Source organism: Paenibacillus xylanilyticus (assembly GCF_009664365.1).
Classification (GTDB): Bacteria; Bacillota; Bacilli; order Paenibacillales; family Paenibacillaceae; genus Paenibacillus; species Paenibacillus xylanilyticus_A.
Window position 1 is genome coordinate 1,498,783 of sequence record NZ_CP044310.1, and the last position, 25,328, is coordinate 1,524,110.

Genomic DNA, 25,328 nt, shown 5'->3' on the forward strand with positions numbered 1-25,328 from the left:
ATGCCTTAAATTCGTCCATTCGGTGATCTGATCGTACTTTACACTAACATGTCGCGGGTGTATGATTCATATCGTAATTTCTAATTCAATTAAACTTAACATGAACAACGAAACAAACGATAATATCGCTCTGGTCAATATATGAAACAGGAACGATGTTTTAATCGCTGAGTTTCCATTCATTCATGGGTGGGAAACGGGGGAACCAATCGGAATGGCTGTCATTGCAGCTGATCCATGGGGTGAATTTTTCGGTGCAAGCCGGAAATAGGGCGACTCTCGCGCCCGAATCCGTCAGCTAACCTCGTAAGCGTTAAAGGGAGAGGCAACAAGCCGTACGCATATTCATGGCGTTTTTGTCATGGGTTATTCAAGAAGCGTTCGGGAGGCCTTGGTCCCCCACGCTTCTTTTTTGTTGTCTTTTCACGCCAAGGGAGGAACGAACGATGGATAATGAGATGATTTTAGTAACAGCACCGAATGAAGCGGGCCGCAAGTTTATCAAGCTGTTGATGTACAAAAAAATGCCGTTTGCCGTTCTGACCAACAGTGCAGGGGAAGAACGGAAGCTCCGCAGAATCGGAGTGGAGAACGTCATTCGCATGAATACAGCTGAAGCTCAGAAGTGGTTTCTACCGCAGTCGAGCGTAGGCAACGTTTTTATTTTCGAGAACAGTTTGAACCTGACCTGCCGCTACCTGCAGATCTGCCGTTCCTGGACCTCCAAATCACTATGTGTGATCACGGAACAGAGTCACCCCAAAGGCATTTACCGCGGGATGGGAGCTGACCGTATTGTGTATTCTCTTAATGGAGAAGTTGGCTTCTTGCTTAATGGTTAATGTGATAGCTGCCGATTGATCCGGTGTAAGGTGCCTGTTATAATTGAACTTGTGGAAAAACGGAATTCTGAGGAGACTCATGCTTGATGGTGGGTCTTCTTTTTTATTTGAGCATTAATGTACATTGCTGATGTAGAGATTGCGTTCATGGCTAACAAGGAGGAATAGGCGTGCCGGATGTACGGGGGTTAAAATGGTTGTTCTTTGATGTAGGAGATACGCTGGTGGACGAATGGGAGCCGGTAGATGATATTATAGGGCAGTTTGTAAAAGAAGCCTGCTTGCTTGGTTATCCGGTGAAAATAGAGGAAGTGCGAGAGATATTTGCCTCCTGTTACCGAAATTATGAGCAGTGGCCCATGAGGGTAGCCATTCGAACGCTGATCAGCGATGAACGTCATAGGGAGAAGATCCAGGAGAAGTTGAAGTTCCGGAAGGAACTGGAGAAGCCCTTCGCTTCTGCTGACGCGGTGTTGAAGGAATTGTCACACCATTATCGAATTGGCATTATTGCCAATCAGAGTCCAGGGACAGCTGAGCGCCTGGAGAGCTACGGTCTGCGGAAGTACGTGGATGTACTGGCATGTTCGGCAGAAGAAGGTGTATCGAAGCCGGATCCGGAACTCTATGCTGTGGCTTTGAAGCAGGCGGGATGTGAACCCGAGGAAGCAGTCATGATTGGGGATCGGATTGATAACGATATCATTCCTGCCAAGAAGCTGGGGATGCGAACGATTCGGATTTTGCAGGGCTATGGACGATTTCAGCCTGAGCTGGAGGGCCAAGAGCGTGCAGACTGGACCATCGAAGCGTTGGAACAGCTTATTCCACTGCTTGTGCCTTCTGAGGGTTAGTGGATAAAATTAAAAAAAGATGACTTTCGTGTCATTAAATAAAGGACAAGGCAAGTGTACGGCAAAGCTAAAAGGCTGATCCCTTCAAGTATATTCTTGAGGAGGGATCAGCCTTTTTTTATAAATCTATAGTAAGAGGGAGACGGTTTTAGCGCATATATAGATTAAAACAGCATGATGGTTTGGATAATCAGATAAACGTTCAGAACCACAATTACGGCAGCGATGATCCAAGAGACGACTTTGAGCCACAGTTTGTTGGCGAATGCGCCCATGCTTTTTTTGTCACTCGTAAACATCACAAGTGGAATAACGGCAAAAGGCAGCTGCAAGGATAGAATCACTTGGCTCAAAATCAGCAGCTCTTCCGTACCATGTTCGCCGGCGATAGCCGTCACAATAACGGCAGGGATGATCGCAATTAATCGGGTCACGAGCCGGCGGAGCCAAGCCGGAATCCGAATGTTCAGGAAACCTTCCATAACAATCTGTCCGGACAGTGTACCTGTAAGCGTAGAGTTCTGACCTGAGGCCAGCAGAGCGACACCAAACAGGATACTTGCAATGGTTGTGCCCAGCAGAGGTGTGAGCAAGTGATAAGCATCTGCAATCTCAGCAACCTGTGTCATGCCTGCGCTGTGAAATACAGCGGCTGACACAATGAGTATGGCAGCGTTGATAAACAGGGCCAGGGTCAAAGCGATCGTTGAATCCATAGTGGAGTAACGAATGGCTTCTCTTTTCCCTTGAGTTGTCTGTTCGATCTGCCGGGTCTGCACGATGGACGAATGCAAGTACAGATTGTGCGGCATAACCGTTGCTCCAATGATTCCGATGGCGATATACAGCATCGCTGGATTCGTTAGTATCTCGGCACTTGGAACAAAGCCGGTGAGCACTCCGCCCATATCCGGTTTGGCAAGAAACAGATCAATCCCGAAGCAGAGGGCGATGGTTGCCATCAGTACAATGACCAGTGTTTCCAGCGCGCGGAAGCCTTTATTTTGCAGCAAAAGGATAATCAGAACATCCACAGCCGTAATAATGACGCCGTATAACATCGGAATGTTGAATAGAAGCTTCAGTGCGATTGCTGAACCGATGACCTCAGCCAAATCTGTAGCAGCAATGGCCAATTCACACAAGACCCAGAGCATAATGACAACCGGCATACTGAACCGTTCGCGGCAGGCTTGAGCCAGATCCCGTCCAGTTACAATACCAAGCTTGCCTGCAAGTGACTGCAGTACGACGGCCATAAGGTTAGAGATTAAAATAACGGATAATAGCGTATAACCGAACTGGGAACCCCCGGCAATATCTGTTGCCCAGTTACCCGGGTCCATATAGCCGACAGCGACCAGATAACCTGGGCCGACAAAGGCGAGGAATTTTTTCCACCAGGCAGCGTTTTTCGGAACCTTCATAGAGCTGTGTGCTTCTCCGAGGGAGGGAGCCATGCCTGCTGCGGCCAATTGTTCAGCCGAAGGAGAGCTGAATGGATTTTTTTTACTCATAAATGTTCACCTGACTTCTTAATAATAATCGTATTGATGCTCCGTATGATGAAGACCTGGGTCATTCACTTTTATATGTCTAAAAATATATGTTGTTACTTACATTGTACTCATTCAATAATTTTTGTCTAGTGCAACTTTTATGTAGATGGACAAAATGAGAAGCGGGTGGAGTCAGGCTCTTAGTATATTACCCAACTTCAAAAAAATTACCTGTATATCATAGGTGGCGTTATGCTGATGAAAGCCAGATGCATGAAAAAGACAAAGATGCAGAAGCTGATGAAGTAACCCAAATCCGTTTCAAATTGAGCCAGAAGTTTAAATTGAATTGTAGGCAGCAAAAATATTGGTGTAAAAGGAGAGATTCTAATGGAAGCTTTATATACAGCAACTGCGACAGTCAAAGGTGGACGTACAGGTTCGGTAACTTCATCGGATGGAGTCCTTAAACATGATCTGAAAATGCCAAAAGAGCTGGGTGGATCCGGCGGTGAAGGTACGAACCCTGAGCAGCTCTTTGCCGCAGGATATGGTGCATGTTACGAAAGTGCTCTTGCCAACGTGGCACGTAAAGCTGGCGTTAAACTGGAAGATGTGACTGTAACAAGTAATGTATCCATTGGAAAAGACCCTGCGGATGACGGATTCCAGTTGTCGGTGCGGCTGGATGTAAGCATGCCGGGTGTGGATCATAGTCAGGCAGAGGATCTGGCTCGCAAAGCTCATGATTTTTGCCCTTATTCCAAAGCGACTCGCGGGAATATTGATGTCGTATTGAACGTGGTGTAAACCGAAAAAACCCGCTGAAGTAACGGGAGAGGTAAATGAAGCAGGCTATCATGGATACCTGTTGTTTGGTACAAGCCCTGCTGGCTAACGGCAGGGTTTTGTATTTAAAATCAGAAGACATGCAGGAGATTGCAGGTTTAATCGCGTACTCTTTTACATAATTATACTCTTGCTTCATGCCAGGCATCTGAAAAAGGGGGAATGCAAATGAGTATTGAAGAGATGATTGAGCGAAGGTTTGTATGTACGAAATGTCGGGGAACGGATTGCAACATCAAGGAAGTATCCATGTCCGGGGCTGGTCTTAGCAAAATGTTCGATATTCAGCATAACCATTATTTGTTCGTAGCCTGTTCCTCCTGTGGTTATGTGGAAGTATTCGACCCCGATGTACTGAAAGGCAAAAAGCAGGGGCAGGTAGGCACGATATTGGATATTTTGTTCGGCGGATAGTGTGGCATAACTTGGTGGGTATGGAATCAATTCAAAATAACCTGGGAGGTTCGTGCTCCCTGAGTTGACATCGAACTAAAATTTCTTTAATATGACTTAGTACTGAGAAAAGTCATGCAGGAAACAAATTTGAATTGACAGGTGATATCCATGTCTTATAGACCACGTATTGCAAAATTGCAAGTAGCCAGCAAAAACGAAAATGACGGATTGTATGAATTTACGATGAAGCTGGTAGATGGCACACAGTGCCGCGTATTCTACTCCAAATCTCCGGAATGGAAGATGACAGCGATCAGCCGTCTGCAGAAAACGCCTTGTCCCGTATGCCGCAAAGATTTCATTTGCAAATGCATGGACCAATGGGCAGGAGACCTGCACCAACAAATGATTGAAGATGAGTGGATGGAAAAGGCAATTGCTGAGTAATTGCCCAAACAGATACGAGCGTAGGCTTTAGAGCCTGCGCTCTTTTTCTATTCAATTCCTATTGAGTCGTATAAATTTGGAGGATAGCCGAACGTGAAGGTGAAAAGTGGGTAAGTTAATCTAACAGCATAAATGAGGAGGCTTCAATTATGACATCAATTCGAGCGGATGAGCATGAGGGACACCCGATTGTACTCGTGGACGGGGTTTGTCACTTTTGCCAAGGATTAACCAAATGGATTATCAAACGTGATCCGGAAGGGAAATATCATTTTGCATCGCTCCAATCCGATGTAGCCAAGGACTTGCTGAAGAAAGGAAATCTGTCTACAGACAGCATGGATACGTTTGTACTTATCGAAAATGGCCGTTACTATACACGTTCGACAGCTGCACTGCGGCTGGCCAAAGGTCTGAAATTTCCGTATCCATTATTATATGTCTTTATTATTGTGCCCAAATTCATTCGTAATGCCGTATATAACTGGGTGGCTCGTAATCGTTACCGGTGGTTTGGCAAGGACGAAGCGTGTATGCTGCCGACACCCGAGATCAAGAATCGGTTTTTGTAAATCGTACTTGAGAACGCATGTACCACAAACATGATTAATAAAGGAAACATTTGGGTAATGAATACGGATCACATCTATTTTGGGAGGACAAACAGTTGAAGAAGTGGATGACATTCATTATCGGGGCATTATTGGCAGTAAGCCTGACAGCATGCGGTGACGATGCGGATAACACTACTGTAACGCCGCCGGCTGGCAACGAAGCAACAAACGAGGGCAATACACCTGCAGAGCAGGGAACACAGATCCCTACACTGGAAGAATTGATTACCAAAACGAATGAAGCAGCCAAGGAATTGAAAAGCTTCTCGAGCGATGCAACCATTGATCAGAATTTGAAGCTGGAGGCTGGCGAACAGTCACAGGATCAGCAGGTAAAAACAATAATGAAGATGGACATCATCAAGGATCCGATGATGATCTATCAAGAGATGAACATGGAAATGTCGGGGCAGGAAGCACAAAATGTGAAGCAGTACATTACTTCCGATGCCATCTATTCGCAGGTAGGAGAACAATGGGTTAAAATCCCTGATGATCAAACGAAGCAGCTGATTGAGCAAATGCAATCAAGCCTGAACCCTGAAGAAGAATTGGACCAATTCAATAAAATTGCGGAAGATACCAAGATCACCGAAGAGGGCGACAATTATGTCATTACCGCGGACGTATCTGGTGATAACGTGAAGGAACTGGCTCAATCCGTCATGGAGCAGAATGGAACGGACGCCCAGACACAAGCGATGCTTGAGCAGATGAATATTACAAGCATGCAAATGAAATATATGGTGAACAAGGAGACGTATCTTCCGGTTGGTACCGACGTGAATATGGTGATGGAGATGGAGCAGGAAGGCCAGAAAATGACCATGGACATGAAGATGACCAGCACCTTCTCCAACCATAACCAGGTAGAAGAGATTGAGATTCCACAGGAAGCATTGGACAGCGCGAAATAGGAAAAGTTCAAACTTGCTGCAAGCAAAAAACGTCCTTTTTTGAATCCATGCAACGTGGTTCTATTTGAAAACATCTTTGATTCAAGTTTGTGTGACCCCAGAGAGGTTACCCGCTTGGATCGAAGGTGTTTTTCTGTTTGCCACAACTGGTCAGGAAGCACAAAGGTATAGTATAGTCGTGTAAGCGGTTGACGTTTCTTATCAATATCATATGATTGGAAGGAGAATTACGCGATGATTGAATATGCTCATATACATCATGTTAGCCTGGCTGTGCGTGATCTGGATGTTGCCAAACAATTTTATACCGGACTGCTAGGTATGCAGGAAATTGAACGTCCGCCTTTCCGCTCTACTGGCACATGGTACGCGATTGGCAGTCAGCAGCTGCATCTGCTCCAGCACCCGCAAGGACATACACTGCGTGAGGCGGGAATTGATACGACGGATGGTCACTTTGCCATCTGGGTGAAAAGTCACAACGAAACGATAGCCTGGCTGGAACAGCAGGGAATTGAGTATGAAGCGAGACCGGATAGTGTTGCAGGGTTCGCACAGATTTTCGTTCTTGATCCGGATCGTAACATTATTGAATTTGATGCACCTTATCATTCATAAAGGATGGAAGCATCCGAATGTTAATTGTATAAATCTCTTGCTCGTCCAGAAATTGTATGCTATATTATCCATACATTCATAGCACGTGACGGAAGCACCGTCCATAATCTTGCATAATACATGCGGATCATGGTCGGTGTTTTTTTGTGCTTTTCTACAGGGAGGGGAGGAGAAATTGATCGTGCTGAAGGCAGTACTTGCTTCAAAAGACAAGGAGTATGTCAGTGCCTGGCTTGATTTTGTTCAGGAGAGTTCATTTGGTGCAGCAATGCGATTTACTGCCTTTTCACAATGGGAATCGTTTCACGAGTATATGCATGAACATGAAGGACAGGAACAGCCGGATCTGGTTATTGCAGAACCTGAGTTTCTGAATCCCTGGCTGGAAAGTATGGGTGAAAGTCCGGGTGTGCCTTGGCTGCTTCTCAGTGAAGGTCATGAGGAGGTGGAGGAAGACAGACGTTTAATGAAATATCAACCTCTGCCTGCATTGTTGGATACCGTTCTGAATGCAAGTCGGCAGCCTCGTCGCAAAAAGGTACACCGTCCAGGGCAGCAAACCCTTTCCATTGGAGTGGTGTCAGCTTCGGGAGGAAGCGGCAAGACAGCAGTGTCACTGCATATGGCCAAGCAGCTCGGTTTGGCAGGCTACACCGTACTCTATCTTAATCTGGAAGCGCTGGATAGCGTGCAGCCGTTCCTGGAGAAGGGATTATCCCGAAGTATACAGCGTGTTCCGGATGCCGAAACCGGGCTGTCTAGGCTGCTGTATGATCTTAAGGTCGGGAGGAAGGAGTCGGGCAAGCGCGGGCAGGTGACTACGCTGGCTCCCTCGAAGGGCATAGATGGTTACGTGCTTCGTCATGATGGACTGAAGGCAGACGTGTTCTGGCCCTTATCTAACCGGAAGGAACTGCTGCAGATGTCGTGTGAAGATACGACAGGGCTCGTTCATTATTTGTCTGCTTCCGGGCACTATGACGTGTTGATTCTGGATGGAGACTCCGGTTGGGACGAACGCAGTCAAGGCATTTTGAAAGCGGCAGATGCCTTGGTATGGCTGGTTGAAGATGACCTGTCTGCCATGCACCGGTGGGGCCAATGGCTGGCGCATGCAGAGCGGACTGAGCCTGACTTGGTTGAACGTGTACTGGATCGTGCCCGCTTTGTGGTAAACAAATACCGAGACAGCGTAGTCAATGCCGTTCCACGACCTGAGCTGCAGCTGGATGCAGTGCTGCCTTATATTCCTTCCTGGAAGCAGCTTCACCAGGAGGAAGTGCTGCTAAGCTCTCCCATATTTCAGCGTGAGGTAAAAAGGCTGTGTGCCATGCTTGTACAGGACGGAGAGGATGATCTGAAGCAGACGGGGCGCATCCATAAGGGAGATGGGTGGGCATGATGAGTGATGCATCCCGTAGAGTTTTGGAACGTGAAGATCAATTTCAGAATATGCGCCGCGAAGTCAGGGCAGGCCTTGACTTAACGTCTTCAGCGGGGGACAAGGAGCTGTGGCAGGGGATTGAACGGAAGGTGTTATCAGATCCGGAACTGGGTGACCTGACATCTGGAGAAAGACATGCGCTGGTGCAGAGGCTGTTTGATTCGTTTCGCGGGTTGGATATTCTTCAACCTCTGGTGGATCATCCTGACATTACGGAGATTATGATTAATAGTCATCGGGAGATCTTTGTCGAGCAGGAAGGGGAAGTTAGCCAAATTCAGCTCGAATTCGAATCCAGAGAACGGCTGGAGGATATCATCCAGATGATCGTCTCCGGGGTGAACCGGATCGTGAATGAGTCTTCTCCCATTGTGGATGCGCGGCTCAAGGACGGTTCGCGGGTCAATATTGTGCTGCCGCCGATTGCGCTAAAAGGTCCTACCATGACGATCCGGAAGTTCCCAAGTGAACCGATGACCATGTCGGACCTTATTGGAAAAGGTGCCCTGCATGAGGAGGCAGCAGAGCTGCTGCAGCAGCTGGTACGCAGCAAATTCAATATCTTCATCGGAGGCGGAACCGGGTCAGGGAAAACGACCTTTCTGAATGCATTATCACAGTTCATCCCTCCGGATGAACGAATTATTACGATTGAAGATTCCGCCGAGCTGCAGATTGTCACGGTGCCGAATCTGGTGTCGCTGGAGACGCGGAACGCCAATACCGAGGGCAAGGGTGAGATCTCCATCCGGGATCTGATCAAGTCTTCACTGCGGATGAGACCCAACCGCATTGTAATCGGAGAAGTGCGGGGTGCGGAAGCCTTGGATATGCTGCAGGCCATGAACACTGGTCATGACGGTTCATTATCTACAGGCCATGCCAATAACATCTCGGACATGATCAGCAGATTGGAGACGATGGTACTCAGCGGGGCCGAGCTTCCGATTTCGGTTGTGCGGCAGCAGATCAGCTCGGCAATTGATATCTTCGTTCATCTATCACGGCTGAGAGACCGTTCAAGACGAGTGACGGAAATCAGTGAAGTCATTGGCATGAAGGACGGGGAAGTACTGCTGAACCCGCTCTTTCGTTTCCAGGAGCGGGATGAAAGGGAAGGTAGGATCATTGGAGGGTTGGTACAGGTCGGAAAGTTGAAGCAGGTTGAGAAAATCCAAATGGCCGGGCTTGGAGAGTGGCTGAGCGAATACATAGATCGGTACCATAATGAGTTAGAGGATTCGGATAACAGGGTAAATTGAAGCGGTTAGAAGGTGATTAGGTTGGGTGAGTCCAGACAGGTGTTAACGGATTATACCGTATACAGGCTATCCGGTAGACAACGAACCGTCTGCATGTTGATTAGTGGACTGCTATTTTTCGGTGTGGGTATTTTGTTCTATCAACACTGGTTGGCAGGGGTGATCTTGGCTGCGGGATGCATATGGGTGCCAAAACACTGGACAAAGGTACTGCTGGAACGAAGAAGAATGACACTGAGTTTACATTTTAAGCAAGCGTTATATGCGTTATCCTCCGCACTGGCTGCGGGGAAATCCGTGGAAAATGGATTTAAGGAATCGGTAGAAGATCTGCGGATGCTCAACCCTGAAGCGGATACCGATCTCATTCGGGAGTTCACTATTTTGCGGACAAGAATGGAATATGGTCAACCGATTGAGGAGGCGCTGCAGGACTTTTCTGACCGGGCTGGCATCGAGGATATAACGAATTTTGCAGACGTATTCATCACGTGCAAGCGGACGGGTGGAGACCTGGTCGAGGTGGTTCGCCGAACCTCTGCTGTGATTGGCGAGAAGCTGGACATCCAGCAGGATATCATGGTCGCTGTGGCACAGAAAAGGTTTGAGTCCAAGGCGATGTTTGCCGCGCCTTTTATTTTTCTTATTTTTTTGAATTTGACGGCCAAGGATTTCATGGAACCACTGTATAGCGGTATGGGATATCTGATCTCCAGCGTGGCTTTGGTATTGCTCGCCTGCTGTTATCTGTGGATTACACGCATTATGGATATCAAAGTATAAGGAGCTGATTCGATGCTGCTTCCCGTTATATTCGGAGGGGTGCTCGGAGCAGGGTGGCTGGTGCTGGATCGAACGCGAGGACAAACCTACCGCCATCTGCGCCAACTTCATATGGAAGGCTTGCGTCTGAACAAACTGCATGGACCCTTTCTGTTTTTACTGGACAGATATGAGGTAGGCCGAAGATTGCCTGTGCTGATGTACCGCATGCAGCATGCCATCCAGAAAATGCACGGCATCCAGCACAGCGGAGAGAAAACGATGCTCTATAGTGCTGAAATGCTGACGTATGCCTGGCTGATGCTGCTAGTGGGCTGTCTGCTGTCACTCGTTGGCGATATCGGAAACGGAGGTCTGTTAGGTGGGCTTGCCCTAGCCGTTGCACTGCCTTTTGCGCTCTATAAAGATCTTCATACCAAGGTACAGCGAAGAGACCAGGATATTCTTATGGAGCTGCCCGAGCTGTTAAACCGGATTGTGCTGCTTGTTGGGGCGGGGGAAACCGTCCAAAGGGCTATCGTTCACTGTGTTGCAAGTCAAGGGGAGCGTGACCATCCGCTCTACAACGAGCTGCGAAAAACAGTCGGTGATTGGAATAACGGGTATTCTTTTCAACAGTCGTTTGAACAGTTCAGCCGCCGCTGTGGTGTGCAGGAAGTTACGATTTTTACGACGACAGTTCTGCTGAATTTCCGCCGTGGGGGAGGTGACTTTGTACTCGCGCTGCGGGATCTGTCCCATGTGTTGTGGGAGAAACGCAAGGCTGTCAGTCGGGCAAAGGGAGAACAGGCATCTTCCAAACTGGTGTTTCCGATGGTTCTGATCTTTTTTACGATTGTGGTTATGATCGGAGCACCTGCTTTTATGATGATGAATATGTAGGAGGAATGGAAATGCAGGAGATATTGAAAAGCAAAGCAAGTACATTTTGGAACGAAGAGGACGGTCTGGGTACGCTGGAGCTAATTCTGATTATTGGCGTCATCATTATTATCGCCTTGATTTTCAAAGATCAAATTAAAACCCTGGTAACTCGTTTACTTGGTCAAGTTAGCAAGAAGAGTGATGAATTCTTTGAGTAAACGATTCAAAAGGGAAGATGGAAGCTTCACGATCGAGGCTTCCCTGGTCTTCCCGGTGGTGCTGTTCATTCTCGTGTTAATTCTGTTTTTCACGATGTACATGTATCAAAAAACCTTTTTGAACCAGCATGCCTATGCTGCATCGGAACGAGCCGCCTACAGTTGGGATAACAGTCACAAGCAGGCCATGACAGGTGAAGTAGCGGCAGGCGAACATGACAATCTCTACTGGAGATTAACGGATGACCGATTGCTCGGAGCACTGTTTGGCTGGGCTGGTGCGGATAATCAGATTAGTGTTCCCGTGCCTGCTAGTGAAGGTGGGAGTTTGACTGAACAGAAGTTATCCCAAGCCGTTCAGAACATGCCAGGTGGGATGCGTGGAACGATTGAGTATCAGAACTCCTTGATACAGCGAAAGGTTACGACCAAGCTGGAGCAGGTTATTTCTTTGCCTCTTCCTTCTTTTTTGTTTGATTCGGGTAACCGTGTTCTGACACAAGGTTCATCAGCGGTTGTCGAGCCGGCGGAATTTATCCGAACGGTGGATCTGGTAAGTTATTATGCTGCCAAATTCAAAGGGAAAGGCGGCGTGGCAACCGGTACAGCAGCTGAAGCAGGACAGGTCCTGCAGCATTTTGGCAAAGCCAAAAAGTAGAGAGAGGAGGAGAACAGCGCTGTTCAGAAAAAAAGACGGTGAATCAGGTGCTGTGACCCTGTTCTTGATCTTAATCCTGGCGGGAATCTACATGTTTGTCGCGGTATTCATCGATTATGCCCGAATAGCCGCCTTCAAAGTTCAGTCAGAACGCATGGCTCATGCAGCGTTGAGATCGGTGATGTCTGCATACGACACTTCACTCCGGGAGTATGGCTTGTTTGGTTATGGAGATAGCAGTGGTGAAGCCATTATGGCCAAGGTGCTGAATGATAGTGTGAAGCCATCGGCTGTGAAGGACGGATTCCCCATTCTGGATATACAGTGGGATACAAGCACCCTGAGCATGGAACGGGAATTGGGCAGGTATGATATTTTCAATCGCCAGATTCAGGAGGACATGAAATATCGGGCTCCGGTTGATTTTACGTTAGAGGTGGTGAATCGCTTCAAGCCAATGTCGGAGGAAATGAAAGAAGCCGCGCATACCGTAGACTTGCTCAAAAAATTACAGAAGCTATATGACAAGCGTGAGGATTTGCTGGATGAGGCGATAGCCAATCAGACCGATTCAGCCAATACATTGAAAGACCTCCCTGCCCAGATCATGAGCCCTCCCTCACCTGCCATTTACGATGAAATGATGGAAGAAACGCCGGAGACTGCTGCCGAGATCGCAGCACGTTATACGGATTATCTAAGCAAGAAACAAGCAGATGAAGGACTACCATTCAACCAGCAGCAGTATATCCTGGAGCTGGCTCGTTACCGGACAGGCGTTGGTAATGTGGTCACCGGTATAAGTATGGTTCTGCAGCCGGCACAACAGGTGCATCAGACGAAGCTTGAGGCAGCACACACTCTGATTGATGAAGCGCGTAATCTTAACGAGGAAATGAAGCGGGTGATCGCTGAAGGGGAGAGCCGTTCGCAGAATGCGAGTTATGAAAAAGTCGGGAATTCAAACCTCCCTGGGCAGAGTCCACCATCTACCGGATCAGGCAGCGAAGCCAAAGATACACGATCACTTGCCTCTGAGTTGGTGAGAGCCGATGCATTGTTTGATCAGTTAAAAGAACAGATCCGCTCCCAAACCTCAGACTTTAATCAGGTTAGAAAAGACAGCCTTGACCTGAATACACAGCTTCGCAATGTGACGGGTCAGAGCGGTGTGCCTGTTAAGCCTGCTGTGAGACAGGCAAGTCAGGTCACAGAACGATACATGGACTCTTATGTACGAAGTGGTGCCTCCAATGTCATTCTTCAGAGCAAACAGCTGCTTGAGGAAGGTCGGGGATCTGATGCGCAGCGCAAGGCCAACGATAAGGAGTCCAAGGCAAAATTAAAGGACTTAAAGCGCATATTGTCACAGATTGAAAATGGACATTCCGGATCAACGGAAGCATTCAAGCAGTTGGAGCAATATTATAATGCCAACATTGCATTTAACCAGGCTAGCCGGGAGGAGTCCAAAAAGGCGGAGATTGCAGGCGATCCTTATGATTCAGGCGGTGACGCCATGAATGGAATGGACAGTTTATTTGGCGGGATGTCTGGCCTGCTGGATAGTCTCGGGGATGAATTATTCCAGAATGAATACGCACTCGCTTATTTCAATTCCATGGATTTTGGGCAGCTGCTCGATTGGACTGAAGGGAGCGGGAATTCGAGTGAGGTCTTCAAACTGGAGAATCAGGAGCTGGAATATATCATTTACGGGTTTCACAATCCTTCAGGCAACATTGCGGCTGCATACGCAGAGATATTTGGTATGCGTTTGGCGATTCGAACCGCAGAAGGATTAATTGAGAACAGTAAACTCGGTAATCCCCTTCTGGTGTTATCGGCTGCAATTTTATACGGAATTACCCACGCCATAGCGGATATGGTGAAGCTCTCTAAAGAGGGCAGTGTGGAGTTGTCCAAATTTATCAAGGTTAAGCTTACATACAGGGACCATCTAAGACTATTCCTTTTAATGCACAGTAACAATGAACGGAAAATGTCCAGAATGCTGGCATTGATTCGGCTGAATACAGGCGTTAATCCTGATGAAAAACAAACGTATGCATCAGGGAACATACGCAGCAGTGTGAAGTTATGGTTTTTGCCAGGGGTGATCAAAAGTATAGGTGCAGTTATGGGGAATGCAGACCAGGTTGAAGATGGGCGATTATTCATAGACCGGAGGACGGACTATTCCTATTGAATAAGCCGTACCTTTTCAGGTGGAGGGATTATGGAGAAGCAGGAGCTATACCCAAAAGAATATGCGCGATGGCTGCTTCGATTAACACGGTTGCGCAAAATGGAACAATTGAAATCTCTGCCGAAGCAGGCAAGCTCTTCGAAAAAGGAACAGGGAAGCATCGTATTGGAAGCTTCGCTCGTTCTGCCTGTGTTTCTGTTCTTTGTCATGTTCCTTGTCTACATCGTACAAATGACACTGATCTCGACAGCCCTGCAAAGCACAGCGGGCGAAGCCGTAAAGCAGCTCTCCACCAAAATCTATCCAGTCTCGCTTGTCTTCACTCCATCGGATTCCGCTGGTGGTGGAGAGAAGGGAAGCGGCTGGAGCATACCAGAGTTGTCTCTTACGGAATGGGCTGAAGAGTATGCTTCGTCTCTGCCGGATCCGCTAAGTAATTGGGTGCGTGCGGCAGCAGCCAGTGGGGAGCAGCCCTTGCAGGAGATTAAGACTTCCGTTATCGAGACTGTACTTGATCCAGCTATAAAACCCTTGCTTCAACCTTTTATAGATCCGGAATTGCTGGATATGGAGCGTATACATGTTAACGGGATATCTGTGCCGGATCTCAAGAACAAAACGAATCCGTATTTCAGGCTGGAGCTCAGTTATGAACTGCCGATTAAAGTGCCTTTCCTCGGGAAACCACTACGGATTCAGGCTGCTGCCGCTGAGCGCATATGGATCGGAGATACGGGAGAGGGTTCTAATAGTAATGAGGGCGATGGAGACGCTGCAGGTTCAATAACCGTGTTATCCAAGCCAGAGCCTGCCTACATAGGGAATAATGCAACAATCAAGGTTCAGGTGGAACCAGGGGCCACTGCAAACCTAACCATATTTTATAAGTCGGGAGAAAGTACAGCGAAGCATATTGGCTGGGCTACAGCCGATGAGAATGGCGTGATCGAGTGGAACTGGTTTGTAGGTACTCGCACGACGGAAGGGACCTGGACATTTGTAGTGGAGACTGCGGATGGCAGCAAGACAACAACAGAGTTTAATGTAGCATCAAGAAAATAGTGACATGGATAGAGGAGTGATGGGGGTGGAATGGTTCATTGCAGCTTGTGGCCTATACGTGCTGATTGCCTTTGTAACCGATGTGCGGTCTATGAAAATTCCAAATCGGCTGACGTTGCCTGTAACCGCTCTGGGTGTGCTGGCCCATGGGATATGGGATGGATGGGAAGGCTTGATCTTCTCTGCCGCCGGGTTTACAGCCTGTTTTGGCATTTTGCTAGTGATGTACGCGATCGGAGCAGTAGGAGCTGGAGATGTAAAACTGTTTGGCGGGATTGGAGCATGGACAGGCATTTCTTTTGGAATTCACGTTGTTGTGTATTCCGTTCTATATGCCGGCGCAATCGGTTTAATTATTCTGTTATTCCGGAGGGATTCAGCCAAACGGATTCGTAACATGGCCGGTGGGCTTGCAGGCTTTTTCATGCTCGGTTCACTCAAACTGGTCAGCAAGGAGAAAACGCTGAAGTTCCCGTTTATGCTCGCTGTACTGCCAGGTTTTATCAGTGCCTATGTTTATATGATTTCATAGATCAATACAAGAAAGAAAGTTGAAGTTGAATTTACACCGGAAAGAGAGGATTGGCATGTATGGATTAACGAAAGACTTTATACGGAACGGCGGAGCATTTATGGTTCTGGAAAAAGCCGAAGGATTACGGATGGATGAATTAAGCCGTGTACAGACGGGGATGATGTCCTCAAATGATATTCCTCGCCTGCTTCCACTCCACATTCGTGAGATGGATCGCAATGTGACTCTTCAATATGATATTTCCGGGTATAAAATGTTATCCCAGTTCCTAAAGGCAGGCAAAATTAAACTGCGTGTGCTGTACGGTCTATTGTTTCAACTCGCAGACACCTTCACGGAATGCCGTCAATACATGCTCGAACCCCGTAAGCTGATGCTGCAGGAAGAGAGCATATTTGTAAAAGGTTCACTGGAACAAGGGGAGCTGGGCATGGTTTATGTACCGATTCAGGATTCAGTAGTTGTGGATCCTACCCCGGGGCAATTCCGTGAACTGGTCATCCGGCTGATGGCTCATGTGCAGGAGTTGCAGGGTGAAGGCATTCAGCGGGTTCTGCAGCTATGTGATGACGAACGGTGGGATGTTGGACAGCTGCGGGAATTGTTACTGGAACTATACGCGGATGAACAAGCAGGACCCGGTAGCTCTACATTTTTGTCTTCTCGTGTGAACGAATCAAGAGAGAATGGGAATGTGAACGAACGTTCTGCTTATGTTCAATCTGAATCTGAGTTTGCACAATTGCCACGTTTACATAGACAACATGACCGATCGAAGCCTGACCAAGACAACATGCGGGCTGAAACTTACTCCAATTCACGTCAACAGCCGGATCAAGTATTGGAGCAGGAAGGGGCAAACAGTAACAGGTTAAGTCCAAACTTCCTGAGCACACGTTCTTCTAGAGGAGTCTCATCTCCTTTTACAGACAGGACGGACCCAGAGGTGAACAATTCTAACGAAGCTTCATTTGATGAGAACATGGAAATGGAACAAAAGACGGGGACATCGAAAGTGACGTATATTATTCTTATTTGCATGGTCGGTATAGCCCTGGTATGGAGATTCGCATATATGGAGCAGCCCGGTCAGACACCTATGATAATATCCATCGTTCTAAGTGTTGCCTTACTTGCGGTTGCTTGCTGGGCGTGGATTAGCAAAGGGAAATTCGGTATATCCAAAGCGGCAGGGCTCAAAAGGATTGATCAAGCTTCATTTCTTAAATTAGGTCATAAGCGAACTGAAAATGAAGAGGAATCAGAAGAACTATATCAGGAGAGCTGGCGCTGGAACCAATCAGAGCCGAAAACTGACAATAACCCACCTGCACAGGGATATGCGAGTATTGCCAGTACAACTCTGAATTCCCGCTTTCAACAATTACATACCGAACCAGAATCAGAATCATCACCCCTGATCCAACAGCAGTTTGATCACATTACTGCACCAACGTCTGAGCTGATTCGGACTGAATCTGGAACGGAGGCAACAGTAAATCTGCAAAGTATGACTGGGAAAGCAGCAAAGGGCGTCGGTCCAGTAACACCATCCTATTATCTGGAACGCCGTTTAGGGGCAAGTAACCGGAATGAGCGGATGGATGTACAGGGAGCCTCTTTTGTCATAGGCAGATCGGCAGAGATGGTTCAATGGGTGGATTCAACAACCGGTGTGTCCCGTGCTCATGTGGAATTGAGCCGAAACAAATCGGGCTATGTCATTAAGGATCTGGGTTCTGTGAATGGCACCATTCTGCAGGGGAAGCCTCTTGCACCTTATAAAGAATATCCGCTGGAAGACGGGGATACCTTCATGTTGGCAGAATCCGTCTATACCTACCGTTCAGTCGGATAATCCGCGATGTTTCAAATCTTCCAGGGCATCGGTTAAGGTTGGGAAGGTGAATTCGAACCCGTGATCCAGCGCCTTCTGGGGGATGACACGCTGCCCCTGAAGCAATACAACAGAGAGTTCTCCGACCACTGCTTTAATCAGGAAACCGGGGACCGGGAACCAGTGTGGACGATGATAGACCTTGCCAACTGTGCGTCCAAACTCGTCATTGGTTACGGGATTCGGAGCGGATGCATTCACCGGACCCGAGATTTCCTTATTATGTATCGTAAAATCAATGAGCCTTACAATATCCAATATGTGTATCCAGGTCGTCCACTGTTTGCCACTGCCAATTTTGCCACCTACACCAAGCATATAGGGCAGCTTCATTAACGGAAAGGCTCCTCTTTTATGACCAAGTACGAGGCTGACACGAATTTTGACCAGTCTCACATTCTGGATGGCATCTGCAGCAATCTCCCATTGCTCGGCAACCCGGGACGGAAAGTTCATTGATTTTTGCGGGGAACTTTCATCAAATGTCTCCGACGGAGAGGTTCCGTATATAGCCATGGCGGATGCCTGCACGACAACCTCCGGTTTATGTGCAAGTTTAGCCAGCAGCCGGGCTACCTTGGAGACTGTCGTTACTCTCGATTCCACAATCTCCAGCTTGGCCTTGGTCGTCCAGCGCTGATTCAGCGTTTCCCCGGCAAGGTTCACCAGAGCATCCAAACCTTCCAGCAGATGAGGCCTTTCTTCAAGCTGTTCCCAAGATATATATGTAAGGCGTTCACCGGGATCATGAAGATCAGGCAGTTTGCGCGTGATAATCTGAACCTGATGACCTGCTTGCAGCCAGTAATCCACAAGTGCACTTCCTACAAAACCTGTTCCTCCACATATGGCGATTTTCATGCTTCAGCCCTCCTGTATTGTGAATTTCTTATATGGCGGATCAACAAACAGCCCCGGCGGTAAGTAATGCCTGACTGCAAATGACTTACCTGATGGAGCTCGTGTGTTGGAGTTGAGTATGCGATTCCGTCCATAATGGAAACTTCTTTTATTTATTCATCAGATGTTTATAAGGCGAGTAATCAATTTGGTTTTTCTCCAAAAATTTGACCAAAAACTTATTATCACGCTTCGGTGTGGCTATAATGTATCCTTTGATGCAGTGATCTCGGGACACCTCGGTTGCCTTGTTTTCAACAGCAATTTTACCAATCTCTGCTGCAATTGAATGTTTGGCGATATCGCGAAACGGACCGGGCACAGGCTCTACGAGTTGATCCAGAAAAGCCTTGGCTTCGTCCGTCCACAGGTGGCGGCTTGTTTCTACCCAGTAATTTTGCCAATCCAGTTTGGATTTGCCGTCCGCTTTTGGGAGCACTTTCAAAAACTTGCGCATCATAAAGAATCCACCGATACACATGCTGCCAAGCAAAAGAAACGTCCAGAATGCGATCGTATTCATAAACCAATTGCTGGGGGAACTGCTGACTAACGTCATAGCGTAGGAGCCGAAAATCATTGCGGAGTCACCTCGGTTCATTGATTTTCACGGAAAGACGGATTCCGCCCACCATGTTCCAAATTAGCTGTAAAAAATAGCCTGTAACCCGAATTATAGCGCATTTCTAGATTTATTTCGATAATCGCGTTAGAATAAGGGATAATTCAGAAAAAGGGGGATCAATGATGCTGAAAATCGGCTCCCACGTGTCCTTTTCGGACAAGGGATTATTGAGTGCAACGAAGGAAGCGTCCTCGTACGGTTCCAGTTCGTTTATGATATATACGGGTGCACCGCAGAATACGCGCCGCAAGCCTATTGAGTCCATGTATATCGAGGAAGGCAAGCTTGCCATGCAAGAGGGCGGAATGGAAGATATTGTTGTCCATGCGCCATACATTATTAACCTTGGTTCCTACAAAGAAAACACGTATGAACTGGCTGTAAGCTTCCTTCAGGAAGAAATCCGCCGCACGCATGCCATTGGTGTCAAAAATATTGTGCTGCATCCCGGCGCCTTTACGGATAAGGATGCTCATTATGGTATTGGACGAATTGCCGAAGGGCTCAATGAAGTGCTCGACGGTGTCAAAGAGACCGATGTGAAGATTGCTCTTGAAACAATGGCTGGAAAAGGGACCGAAATGGGCCGCAGCTTCAAAGAGATCGCACAAATCATGGAGAAGGTTACGCATAACGAACGTCTCGCGGTATGTATGGATACATGCCATATTCATGATGCAGGCTATGATATTGTGAATGATCTGGATGGTGTGCTTGAGCAGTTTGATCGCACAGTAGGGCTTGACCGCATTACCGTAATGCATATTAATGATAGTAAGAATGCAGTAGGTGCACGCAAGGACCGTCATACACCGATTGGTTCCGGCTGGATTGGTTTTGAAGCGATTAACCGCATCGTTCATCACGAGGCGCTTCAAGGACGTCCATTTATTTTGGAGACACCTTGGATCGGGAAGGAAGCCAAGACACAACGCCCGATGTACGAGGTGGAAATTGCATTGCTTCGTGGAGATGTGAGTGGCCGGTTTGGTCCGGAATTCCTGACAGAGGTAGAGCAGCTGCAGCACTTCTTCCACGGGAAAGAGATTGACTCGCGTTCCTATATTCTCGACGTTTGGACGCTGCTCAAGAATGATGCAAAAGCCAAAAAGGCTGATCCACGTGAACCGCTGGAGCGGTTGTATGATCTGGTAGCGGAAGCAGCGTTGTTCCCGCATTTGAACGAAGAGCAACTGAATCATCGTTTGATCGCCTGGCTTGCAGGAAAAGAACTGCTGGTCACGGCTTAATTGAAGGAGGAAGAATAGCCCGATGGAGATTCATGCAAAACAAGCACGTCCTGATTCCAAAAACCGCGCCGATCGGGCGCGGATGCTTATTTCCTGTCCGGATGGTCCAGGAATTGTAGCTGCCGTATCACATTTCCTGCACCAGCATGGTGCAAACATTGTTCAGTCTGACCAGTACACCATGGATCCGGCTGGCGGCATGTTTTTCATGCGCATTGAATTCGATCTTCCGGAACTGACAGCGAGTCTGGCCAAGCTGGAAGCTGATTTTGCGGAAGTGGCCGAGCGCTTCAAGATGGAGTGGTCTCTCTCTGCGGTTAGCCGCAAGAAGAAACTGGCTATTTTTGTATCCAAGGAAGATCATTGTCTGGTTGAATTGCTGTGGCAATGGCAGGCCGGAGACCTTGATGCCGATATCGCTCTCGTGGTAAGCAACCACTTGGATATGAAGGATTACGTGGAATCATTCGGCATTCCTTATCATCATATTCCGGTAACGGCTGATACGAAAAAGGAAGCGGAGCAGCGTCAGCTGGACGTCATCGGTAACGATATTGATGTCATTATTCTTGCACGTTATATGCAAATTATCTCTCCAATGTTTATTGAGCATTACCGGAATCGGATTATTAATATCCACCATTCCTTCCTTCCGGCTTTTGTCGGTGGTAAGCCATATGCTCAGGCGTATAATCGTGGTGTTAAAATTATCGGAGCAACAGCGCATTATGTGACCGAAGAACTGGATGGCGGGCCGATTATCGAGCAGGACGTTCAGCGTGTAAGCCATGGAGATGACGTCACCGAATTGAAACGGATCGGACGTACCATTGAGCGCGTTGTACTTGCACGTGCGGTTAAATGGCATGTTGAAGACCGGATTCTGGTTCACGAAAACAAGACCGTTGTATTTTAGCTTGATGCTTTAATACTGTGCAAGGTTGATTCGGGACCATGTGAATCGGCCGGTTAAGAAAAGGCGACTTCCTATTTGCGAGCTGAATGGGAATCGCCTTTTTGTCGTTTCCATATCCGTCCGCAGACGCCAAGGAGAATGCCAAATAGAAGGTGTCCGATAATCCAAAGCGATATGGCCTTGAAATCCAATAAGCCTGGAACTCGTACAGATAACAGAGAGAGCGGAATATATAGCAGGGAAGAGAACGCACCGAGCAAAAAGCCTTTAACCAAAGGGAAATCGGAACGTTGAATCCACCAGAAGTAGAAGAGGCCGATGATGACAGAAACAAGAAGATGGAGCGTAAATTCGAACCATTCAGGCAAGATGGGCGGAAGCCAGGGCACAAAATCAACATTCAGCAGCAGGGTATACACCTTTTCACCCGTGTAAGCCTGAACCACTTTAAGAGATAAGCCAAGAAATAAACCGGTGATGATGCCTGTTAACGTTGCTGCAATCCAGGGTAATGGATGAATTGACGACTTTGGCTCTACAGCTTGTGGTCCTGACATGCGGCAAGCCTCCTTTCTTTCTGAGAGTAACACAACCGTGGGGATTTCGAATCAGAAACATGAACGATACCCTATGAAAAAAAACTTCGAGCTGTAAAAAGTGTATGGTTTTCCGGTTAAAGGTTATACTTCATCCGATGGATTAGCGAGGCTTGCCAAGCCGGACATGGGCTTAGATGCTCTACCGAACACCTTTTATTCTGCGCTGGAATAAACCCGCCTCACCCACAAACAACCGAATTTTCCGGAACTTCTAAAAGAAGGTTATGGAAAAGCTTCACGCCAAGTGATACAATACAAAAGTGAATAAGTCAAAATGAAACATTCAAGCGGATTCACTTATTGTTATATACGGTTTGCTTGTATGATGAGAGGGATTCGCTTGCGCACCCGACTTATCTAAAGACATGAGGAGGACAAACCATGACTGACAAGAACGAAGCGATTCAAAAGGACGAGAACAACACAATCGACAACCTGTCGATTACAACTGTACGTACTCTGGCAATTGATGCAATCGAGAAAGCAAAATCGGGACACCCGGGAATGCCTATGGGCTCCGCTCCAATGGGGTACCAACTTTTTGCAAAAACGATGACACATAACCCGGACCACCCAACTTGGGTTAACCGGGACCGTTTTGTGCTGTCTGCAGGACATGGTTCCATGTTGCTGTACAGCTTGCTGCACCTGAGCGGCTACGATCTTCCTATGGAAGAATTGAAACAATTCCGCCAATGGGGAAGCAAAACTCCGGGTCACCCGGAATTCGGACATACTGCAGGTGTTGACGCTACGACTGGACCACTGGGTCAAGGTATTGCAATGGCTGTAGGTATGGCTATGGCTGAAGCGCAACTGGGCGCGACATACAACAAGGATAAATTCAACGTTATCGACCACTACACTTATGCAATCTGTGGTGACGGTGACCTTATGGAAGGCGTATCCCACGAAGCAGCTTCCCTTGCTGGACGTCTGCACCTGGGTAAACTGATCATGTTGTTCGACTCCAACGACATCACGCTTGATGGTGAGTTGAACCTGTCTTCTTCCGAAAGCATCGCAAAACGCTTCGAAGCTTATGGCTGGCAAGTGCTGCGTGTAGAAGATGGTAACGATCTGCCTGCAATCGAAAAAGCAATTCAGGAAGGACAAGCAGATACACTGCGTCCTACACTGATCGAAGTGAAAACGGTTATCGGTTATGGTAGCCCGAACAAACAAGGTAAAGGCGGCCACGGCGGTACTCACGGTTCCCCACTGGGTGCTGACGAAGCGAAACTGACCAAAGAATTTTACAAATGGGTTTACGAGGAAGATTTCCACGTACCAGCTGAAGTTCGCGATCACTTTGCTCAAGTCAAAGATCGTGGTATCTCCGCAAACAAAGCTTGGGACGAGAAATTCGCCGAGTACAAAAAAGCATTCCCAGAGCTGGCAGCTCAGTTCGAAACAGCAATCAACGGTGACCTTCCAGAAGGTTGGGACCGCGATCTTCCTAAATATGCTGCAACAGACAAAGCTCTTTCCACTCGTGTTGCTTCCGGTAATGCACTGAACGGTTTGGCGCACAACGTGCCTCATCTGACTGGTGGATCTGCTGACTTGGAAAGCTCCACAATGACACACCTGAACAACATTGCAAACTTTGCACCAGAAGATTACTCTGGCCGCAACATCTACTTCGGTATCCGTGAATTCGGTATGGCTGGAGCAATGAACGGTATGGCACTGCACAGCGGTGTGAAAGTATTCGGTGGTACATTCTTCGTGTTCACTGACTACCTGCGTCCGGCTGTTCGTCTGGCTGCCCTGATGGGTCTGCCTGTGACATACGTTCTGACTCACGACAGTATCGCTGTTGGTGAAGATGGTCCTACGCACGAGCCAATTGAGCAACTTGCGTCCCTGCGTATCATTCCTAACCTGACAGTAATTCGTCCGGCTGACGGTAATGAGACATCTGCTGCATGGGCTTATGCGCTTGAGAACAAGAACAACCCGGTAGCACTCGTACTCACTCGTCAAAACTTGCCGATCCTGGAAGGAACAGTAGAAGGCTCCCGTGAGAACGTTAAACGCGGTGCTTATGTTGTTTCGGATGCAAAAGACGGCAAACCAGTAGCACAAATCATCGCTACAGGTTCCGAAGTGCAATTGGCTGTCAAAGCTCAAGCTGCACTGGCTGAACAAGGTATCCAAGTTCGCGTAATCAGCATGCCGAGCTGGGATCTGTTCGAGAAACAGGACAAAGCTTACAAAGAATCCGTCCTGCTTCCGGATGTTAAAGCTCGTCTGGCGATTGAAATGGCTTATCCAATGGGCTGGGAGAAATATGTTGGCGATCAAGGCGACATTCTCGGAATCAGCACATTCGGTGCTTCCGCGCCTGGCGACCGTGTTATCGAAGAGTATGGCTTCACAGTTGATAACGTGGTTAGCCGCGTAAAAGCATTGCTGTAATAGCTTGAAAAACGCTGCTGCGAATGGAACAGCCCAATCTGTTCTGTTCGTGGCAGCAAAGTTATTTCCGACAGAGTAAGGATGAGGATATATCCTGATCTGTTTTGCCTTTTGTTTTCATTAACTTCAGGGGGAGCGGGTACGCATGTCACAGTTTGATCAAGTCAGTGTAGTAAAAGAGGCCAACATTTATTATGATGGCCAGGTAACCAGCAGAACGGTTATTTTGGGGGATGGCAGCAAAGTGACTCTGGGCATCATGCTCCCAGGCAGCTATGAGTTCGGTACAGATTCCCGTGAAATCATGGAGATTCTGTCCGGCGATCTGAGAGTATTGCTTCCCGGAGAAGAAGATTGGCAAGAGATTCAAGGTCAAGCTACGTTCCACGTGCCTGCCGAATCCAAATTCAAACTGGAGATACGCAGCGTTACCGACTACTGCTGCTCGTACCCGGCGGAATAATACAAGAAGGGTAGCCAAAACCCGCAACCAGCGGGTTTGGTTTACCCTTTTTGCTTCTTGAATTTGAAGTGACAAAGTTCAAGCTGCAAGCTTGTCAGCCCCGTGGATTTGAAGTATCCTTATGCTAAGTTGTTTGAATGGAAAACGGAAAAATAAGCTACCGATATCAGGAGGTTTTTAGAT

Annotated in this window: 26 protein-coding genes and 1 riboswitch; of the genes, 22 read left to right on the forward strand and 4 right to left on the reverse strand. The window is 47.7% G+C overall.

Annotated elements, in window-relative coordinates; genetic code table 11:
• Positions 1-155: 155 nt before the first annotated feature.
• A riboswitch (cyclic di-AMP (ydaO/yuaA leader) is annotated at positions 156-328 on the forward strand.
• A 118-nt stretch (positions 329-446) separates the two neighbouring features.
• Together F4V51_RS06640 and F4V51_RS06645 are read left to right on the forward strand one after the other, a co-directional pair.
• Positions 447-842, forward strand: a complete 396-nt coding sequence (locus F4V51_RS06640) for a hypothetical protein (protein WP_095289178.1) — start codon at positions 447-449, stop codon at positions 840-842.
• 170 nt (positions 843-1,012) lie between these two features.
• The gene (locus tag F4V51_RS06645; protein ID WP_162009909.1) at positions 1,013-1,696 is read left to right on the forward strand and encodes an HAD family hydrolase; all 684 of its coding nucleotides are present in this window, start codon (positions 1,013-1,015) and stop codon (positions 1,694-1,696) included.
• 164 nt (positions 1,697-1,860) lie between these two features.
• Here F4V51_RS06645 and F4V51_RS06650 read toward each other — a convergent pair whose 3' ends face one another.
• A complete protein-coding gene (locus tag F4V51_RS06650; protein WP_153980589.1) occupies positions 1,861-3,156 on the reverse strand; it encodes an Nramp family divalent metal transporter in 1,296 nt (431 codons plus the stop codon).
• 429 nt (positions 3,157-3,585) lie between these two features.
• On the opposite strand from F4V51_RS06650, the gene F4V51_RS06655 reads away from it, so the two are divergent.
• From F4V51_RS06655 to F4V51_RS06730, 16 genes are all read left to right on the forward strand, one after another.
• On the forward strand, positions 3,586-4,005 hold the full coding sequence (locus F4V51_RS06655; protein ID WP_095289181.1) for an organic hydroperoxide resistance protein: 420 nt from the start codon (positions 3,586-3,588) through the stop codon (positions 4,003-4,005).
• 207 nt (positions 4,006-4,212) lie between these two features.
• Positions 4,213-4,458, forward strand: coding sequence for a zinc ribbon domain-containing protein (locus tag F4V51_RS06660; protein WP_024629326.1), 246 nt, complete (start codon positions 4,213-4,215; stop codon positions 4,456-4,458).
• 150 nt (positions 4,459-4,608) lie between these two features.
• Positions 4,609-4,887, forward strand: coding sequence for a hypothetical protein (locus F4V51_RS06665; protein WP_095289182.1), 279 nt, complete (start codon positions 4,609-4,611; stop codon positions 4,885-4,887).
• A gap of 149 nt (positions 4,888-5,036) precedes the next feature.
• Positions 5,037-5,459, forward strand: coding sequence for a thiol-disulfide oxidoreductase DCC family protein (locus F4V51_RS06670; RefSeq protein WP_095289183.1), 423 nt, complete (start codon positions 5,037-5,039; stop codon positions 5,457-5,459).
• Positions 5,460-5,554: 95 nt separating this feature from the next.
• Positions 5,555-6,418, forward strand: coding sequence for a DUF6612 family protein (locus tag F4V51_RS06675; RefSeq protein WP_153977364.1), 864 nt, complete (start codon positions 5,555-5,557; stop codon positions 6,416-6,418).
• Between the two features lie 234 nt (positions 6,419-6,652).
• A complete protein-coding gene (locus tag F4V51_RS06680) occupies positions 6,653-7,036 on the forward strand; it encodes a VOC family protein (RefSeq protein WP_095360620.1) in 384 nt (127 codons plus the stop codon).
• Between the two features lie 181 nt (positions 7,037-7,217).
• Positions 7,218-8,438 carry a nucleotide-binding protein gene (locus F4V51_RS06685; RefSeq protein WP_153977365.1) on the forward strand — a complete coding sequence of 407 codons (1,221 nt, stop codon included), beginning with the start codon at positions 7,218-7,220 and terminating at the stop codon, positions 8,436-8,438.
• Positions 8,438-9,742: a TadA family conjugal transfer-associated ATPase gene (locus F4V51_RS06690; protein WP_153980590.1), complete on the forward strand. Its 1,305-nt coding sequence runs from the start codon at positions 8,438-8,440 to the stop codon at positions 9,740-9,742. The genes F4V51_RS06685 and F4V51_RS06690 overlap by 1 nt, the downstream gene beginning before the upstream one ends.
• Positions 9,743-9,763: 21 nt before the next feature.
• Entirely contained in the window at positions 9,764-10,525 is a 762-nt protein-coding gene (locus F4V51_RS06695; RefSeq protein ID WP_153977366.1) for a type II secretion system F family protein, read from the forward strand.
• Between the two features lie 12 nt (positions 10,526-10,537).
• Positions 10,538-11,407: a type II secretion system F family protein gene (locus F4V51_RS06700; RefSeq protein ID WP_153977367.1), complete on the forward strand. Its 870-nt coding sequence runs from the start codon at positions 10,538-10,540 to the stop codon at positions 11,405-11,407.
• A gap of 11 nt (positions 11,408-11,418) precedes the next feature.
• Positions 11,419-11,607, forward strand: a complete 189-nt coding sequence (locus F4V51_RS06705) for a Flp1 family type IVb pilin (protein WP_095289191.1) — start codon at positions 11,419-11,421, stop codon at positions 11,605-11,607.
• Complete coding sequence (locus tag F4V51_RS06710) at positions 11,591-12,265, forward strand: TadE/TadG family type IV pilus assembly protein (RefSeq protein WP_153977368.1); 675 nt, start codon at positions 11,591-11,593, stop codon at positions 12,263-12,265. Before F4V51_RS06705 ends, F4V51_RS06710 begins: the two co-directional genes overlap by 17 nt.
• Positions 12,246-14,474 carry a hypothetical protein gene (locus F4V51_RS06715; protein ID WP_153977369.1) on the forward strand — a complete coding sequence of 743 codons (2,229 nt, stop codon included), beginning with the start codon at positions 12,246-12,248 and terminating at the stop codon, positions 14,472-14,474. Before F4V51_RS06710 ends, F4V51_RS06715 begins: the two co-directional genes overlap by 20 nt.
• 30 nt (positions 14,475-14,504) lie before the next feature.
• Positions 14,505-15,536 carry a TadE/TadG family type IV pilus assembly protein gene (locus F4V51_RS06720; protein ID WP_153977370.1) on the forward strand — a complete coding sequence of 344 codons (1,032 nt, stop codon included), beginning with the start codon at positions 14,505-14,507 and terminating at the stop codon, positions 15,534-15,536.
• Positions 15,537-15,555: 19 nt separating this feature from the next.
• Positions 15,556-16,068 carry an A24 family peptidase gene (locus tag F4V51_RS06725; protein WP_153980591.1) on the forward strand — a complete coding sequence of 171 codons (513 nt, stop codon included), beginning with the start codon at positions 15,556-15,558 and terminating at the stop codon, positions 16,066-16,068.
• A gap of 55 nt (positions 16,069-16,123) precedes the next feature.
• Positions 16,124-17,929 (forward strand): DUF6382 and FHA domain-containing protein, encoded by a 1,806-nt coding sequence (locus F4V51_RS06730; protein WP_153977371.1) that lies wholly within the window; start codon positions 16,124-16,126, stop codon positions 17,927-17,929.
• Here F4V51_RS06730 and F4V51_RS06735 read toward each other — a convergent pair.
• Together F4V51_RS06735 and F4V51_RS06740 are read right to left on the reverse strand one after the other, a co-directional pair.
• A complete protein-coding gene (locus tag F4V51_RS06735) occupies positions 17,918-18,829 on the reverse strand; it encodes a TIGR01777 family oxidoreductase (protein WP_153977372.1) in 912 nt (303 codons plus the stop codon). The genes F4V51_RS06730 and F4V51_RS06735 overlap by 12 nt on opposite strands.
• 148 nt (positions 18,830-18,977) lie before the next feature.
• Positions 18,978-19,448: a DUF2621 domain-containing protein gene (locus F4V51_RS06740; protein ID WP_095360610.1), complete on the reverse strand. Its 471-nt coding sequence runs from the start codon at positions 19,446-19,448 to the stop codon at positions 18,978-18,980.
• A gap of 167 nt (positions 19,449-19,615) precedes the next feature.
• Here F4V51_RS06740 and F4V51_RS06745 point away from each other — a divergent pair, with 167 nt between their 5' ends.
• On the forward strand, positions 19,616-20,743 hold the full coding sequence (locus F4V51_RS06745) for a deoxyribonuclease IV (protein ID WP_153980592.1): 1,128 nt from the start codon (positions 19,616-19,618) through the stop codon (positions 20,741-20,743).
• A 22-nt stretch (positions 20,744-20,765) separates the two neighbouring features.
• Entirely contained in the window at positions 20,766-21,659 is an 894-nt protein-coding gene (purU, locus tag F4V51_RS06750; protein ID WP_127538223.1) for a formyltetrahydrofolate deformylase, read from the forward strand.
• A 71-nt stretch (positions 21,660-21,730) separates the two neighbouring features.
• Here the strand turns inward: purU and F4V51_RS06755 are convergent, their stop codons facing one another.
• Positions 21,731-22,216, reverse strand: a complete 486-nt coding sequence (locus tag F4V51_RS06755; protein WP_153977373.1) for a hypothetical protein — start codon at positions 22,214-22,216, stop codon at positions 21,731-21,733.
• Positions 22,217-22,639: 423 nt separating this feature from the next.
• Between F4V51_RS06755 and tkt the strand changes: the two genes are divergently transcribed.
• Both tkt and F4V51_RS06765 read left to right on the forward strand, forming a co-directional pair.
• The gene (gene tkt, locus F4V51_RS06760; protein WP_153977374.1) at positions 22,640-24,682 is read left to right on the forward strand and encodes a transketolase; all 2,043 of its coding nucleotides are present in this window, start codon (positions 22,640-22,642) and stop codon (positions 24,680-24,682) included.
• A gap of 145 nt (positions 24,683-24,827) precedes the next feature.
• Positions 24,828-25,145 (forward strand): pyrimidine/purine nucleoside phosphorylase, encoded by a 318-nt coding sequence (locus F4V51_RS06765; protein ID WP_095289203.1) that lies wholly within the window; start codon positions 24,828-24,830, stop codon positions 25,143-25,145.
• The last annotated feature ends 183 nt before the right edge of the window (positions 25,146-25,328 follow it).

Coding starts and splice junctions, on each gene's coding strand:
- F4V51_RS06640 (WP_095289178.1), top strand. CDS start 447: ATGGATAATGAGATGATTTTAGTAACAGCACCGAATGAAGCGGGCCGC.
- F4V51_RS06650 (WP_153980589.1), bottom strand. CDS start 3,156: ATGGCTCCCTCCCTCGGAGAAGCACACAGCTCTATGAAGGTTCCGAAA.
- F4V51_RS06655 (WP_095289181.1), top strand. CDS start 3,586: ATGGAAGCTTTATATACAGCAACTGCGACAGTCAAAGGTGGACGTACA.
- F4V51_RS06660 (WP_024629326.1), top strand. CDS start 4,213: ATGAGTATTGAAGAGATGATTGAGCGAAGGTTTGTATGTACGAAATGT.
- F4V51_RS06665 (WP_095289182.1), top strand. CDS start 4,609: ATGTCTTATAGACCACGTATTGCAAAATTGCAAGTAGCCAGCAAAAAC.
- F4V51_RS06670 (WP_095289183.1), top strand. CDS start 5,037: ATGACATCAATTCGAGCGGATGAGCATGAGGGACACCCGATTGTACTC.
- F4V51_RS06680 (WP_095360620.1), top strand. CDS start 6,653: ATGATTGAATATGCTCATATACATCATGTTAGCCTGGCTGTGCGTGAT.
- F4V51_RS06690 (WP_153980590.1), top strand. CDS start 8,438: ATGAGTGATGCATCCCGTAGAGTTTTGGAACGTGAAGATCAATTTCAG.
- F4V51_RS06700 (WP_153977367.1), top strand. CDS start 10,538: ATGCTGCTTCCCGTTATATTCGGAGGGGTGCTCGGAGCAGGGTGGCTG.
- F4V51_RS06705 (WP_095289191.1), top strand. CDS start 11,419: ATGCAGGAGATATTGAAAAGCAAAGCAAGTACATTTTGGAACGAAGAG.
- F4V51_RS06710 (WP_153977368.1), top strand. CDS start 11,591: ATGAATTCTTTGAGTAAACGATTCAAAAGGGAAGATGGAAGCTTCACG.
- F4V51_RS06720 (WP_153977370.1), top strand. CDS start 14,505: ATGGAGAAGCAGGAGCTATACCCAAAAGAATATGCGCGATGGCTGCTT.
- F4V51_RS06725 (WP_153980591.1), top strand. CDS start 15,556: ATGGGGGTGGAATGGTTCATTGCAGCTTGTGGCCTATACGTGCTGATT.
- F4V51_RS06730 (WP_153977371.1), top strand. CDS start 16,124: ATGTATGGATTAACGAAAGACTTTATACGGAACGGCGGAGCATTTATG.
- F4V51_RS06735 (WP_153977372.1), bottom strand. CDS start 18,829: ATGAAAATCGCCATATGTGGAGGAACAGGTTTTGTAGGAAGTGCACTT.
- F4V51_RS06740 (WP_095360610.1), bottom strand. CDS start 19,448: ATGATTTTCGGCTCCTACGCTATGACGTTAGTCAGCAGTTCCCCCAGC.
- F4V51_RS06745 (WP_153980592.1), top strand. CDS start 19,616: ATGCTGAAAATCGGCTCCCACGTGTCCTTTTCGGACAAGGGATTATTG.
- purU (WP_127538223.1), top strand. CDS start 20,766: ATGGAGATTCATGCAAAACAAGCACGTCCTGATTCCAAAAACCGCGCC.
- F4V51_RS06755 (WP_153977373.1), bottom strand. CDS start 22,216: ATGTCAGGACCACAAGCTGTAGAGCCAAAGTCGTCAATTCATCCATTA.
- tkt (WP_153977374.1), top strand. CDS start 22,640: ATGACTGACAAGAACGAAGCGATTCAAAAGGACGAGAACAACACAATC.
- F4V51_RS06765 (WP_095289203.1), top strand. CDS start 24,828: ATGTCACAGTTTGATCAAGTCAGTGTAGTAAAAGAGGCCAACATTTAT.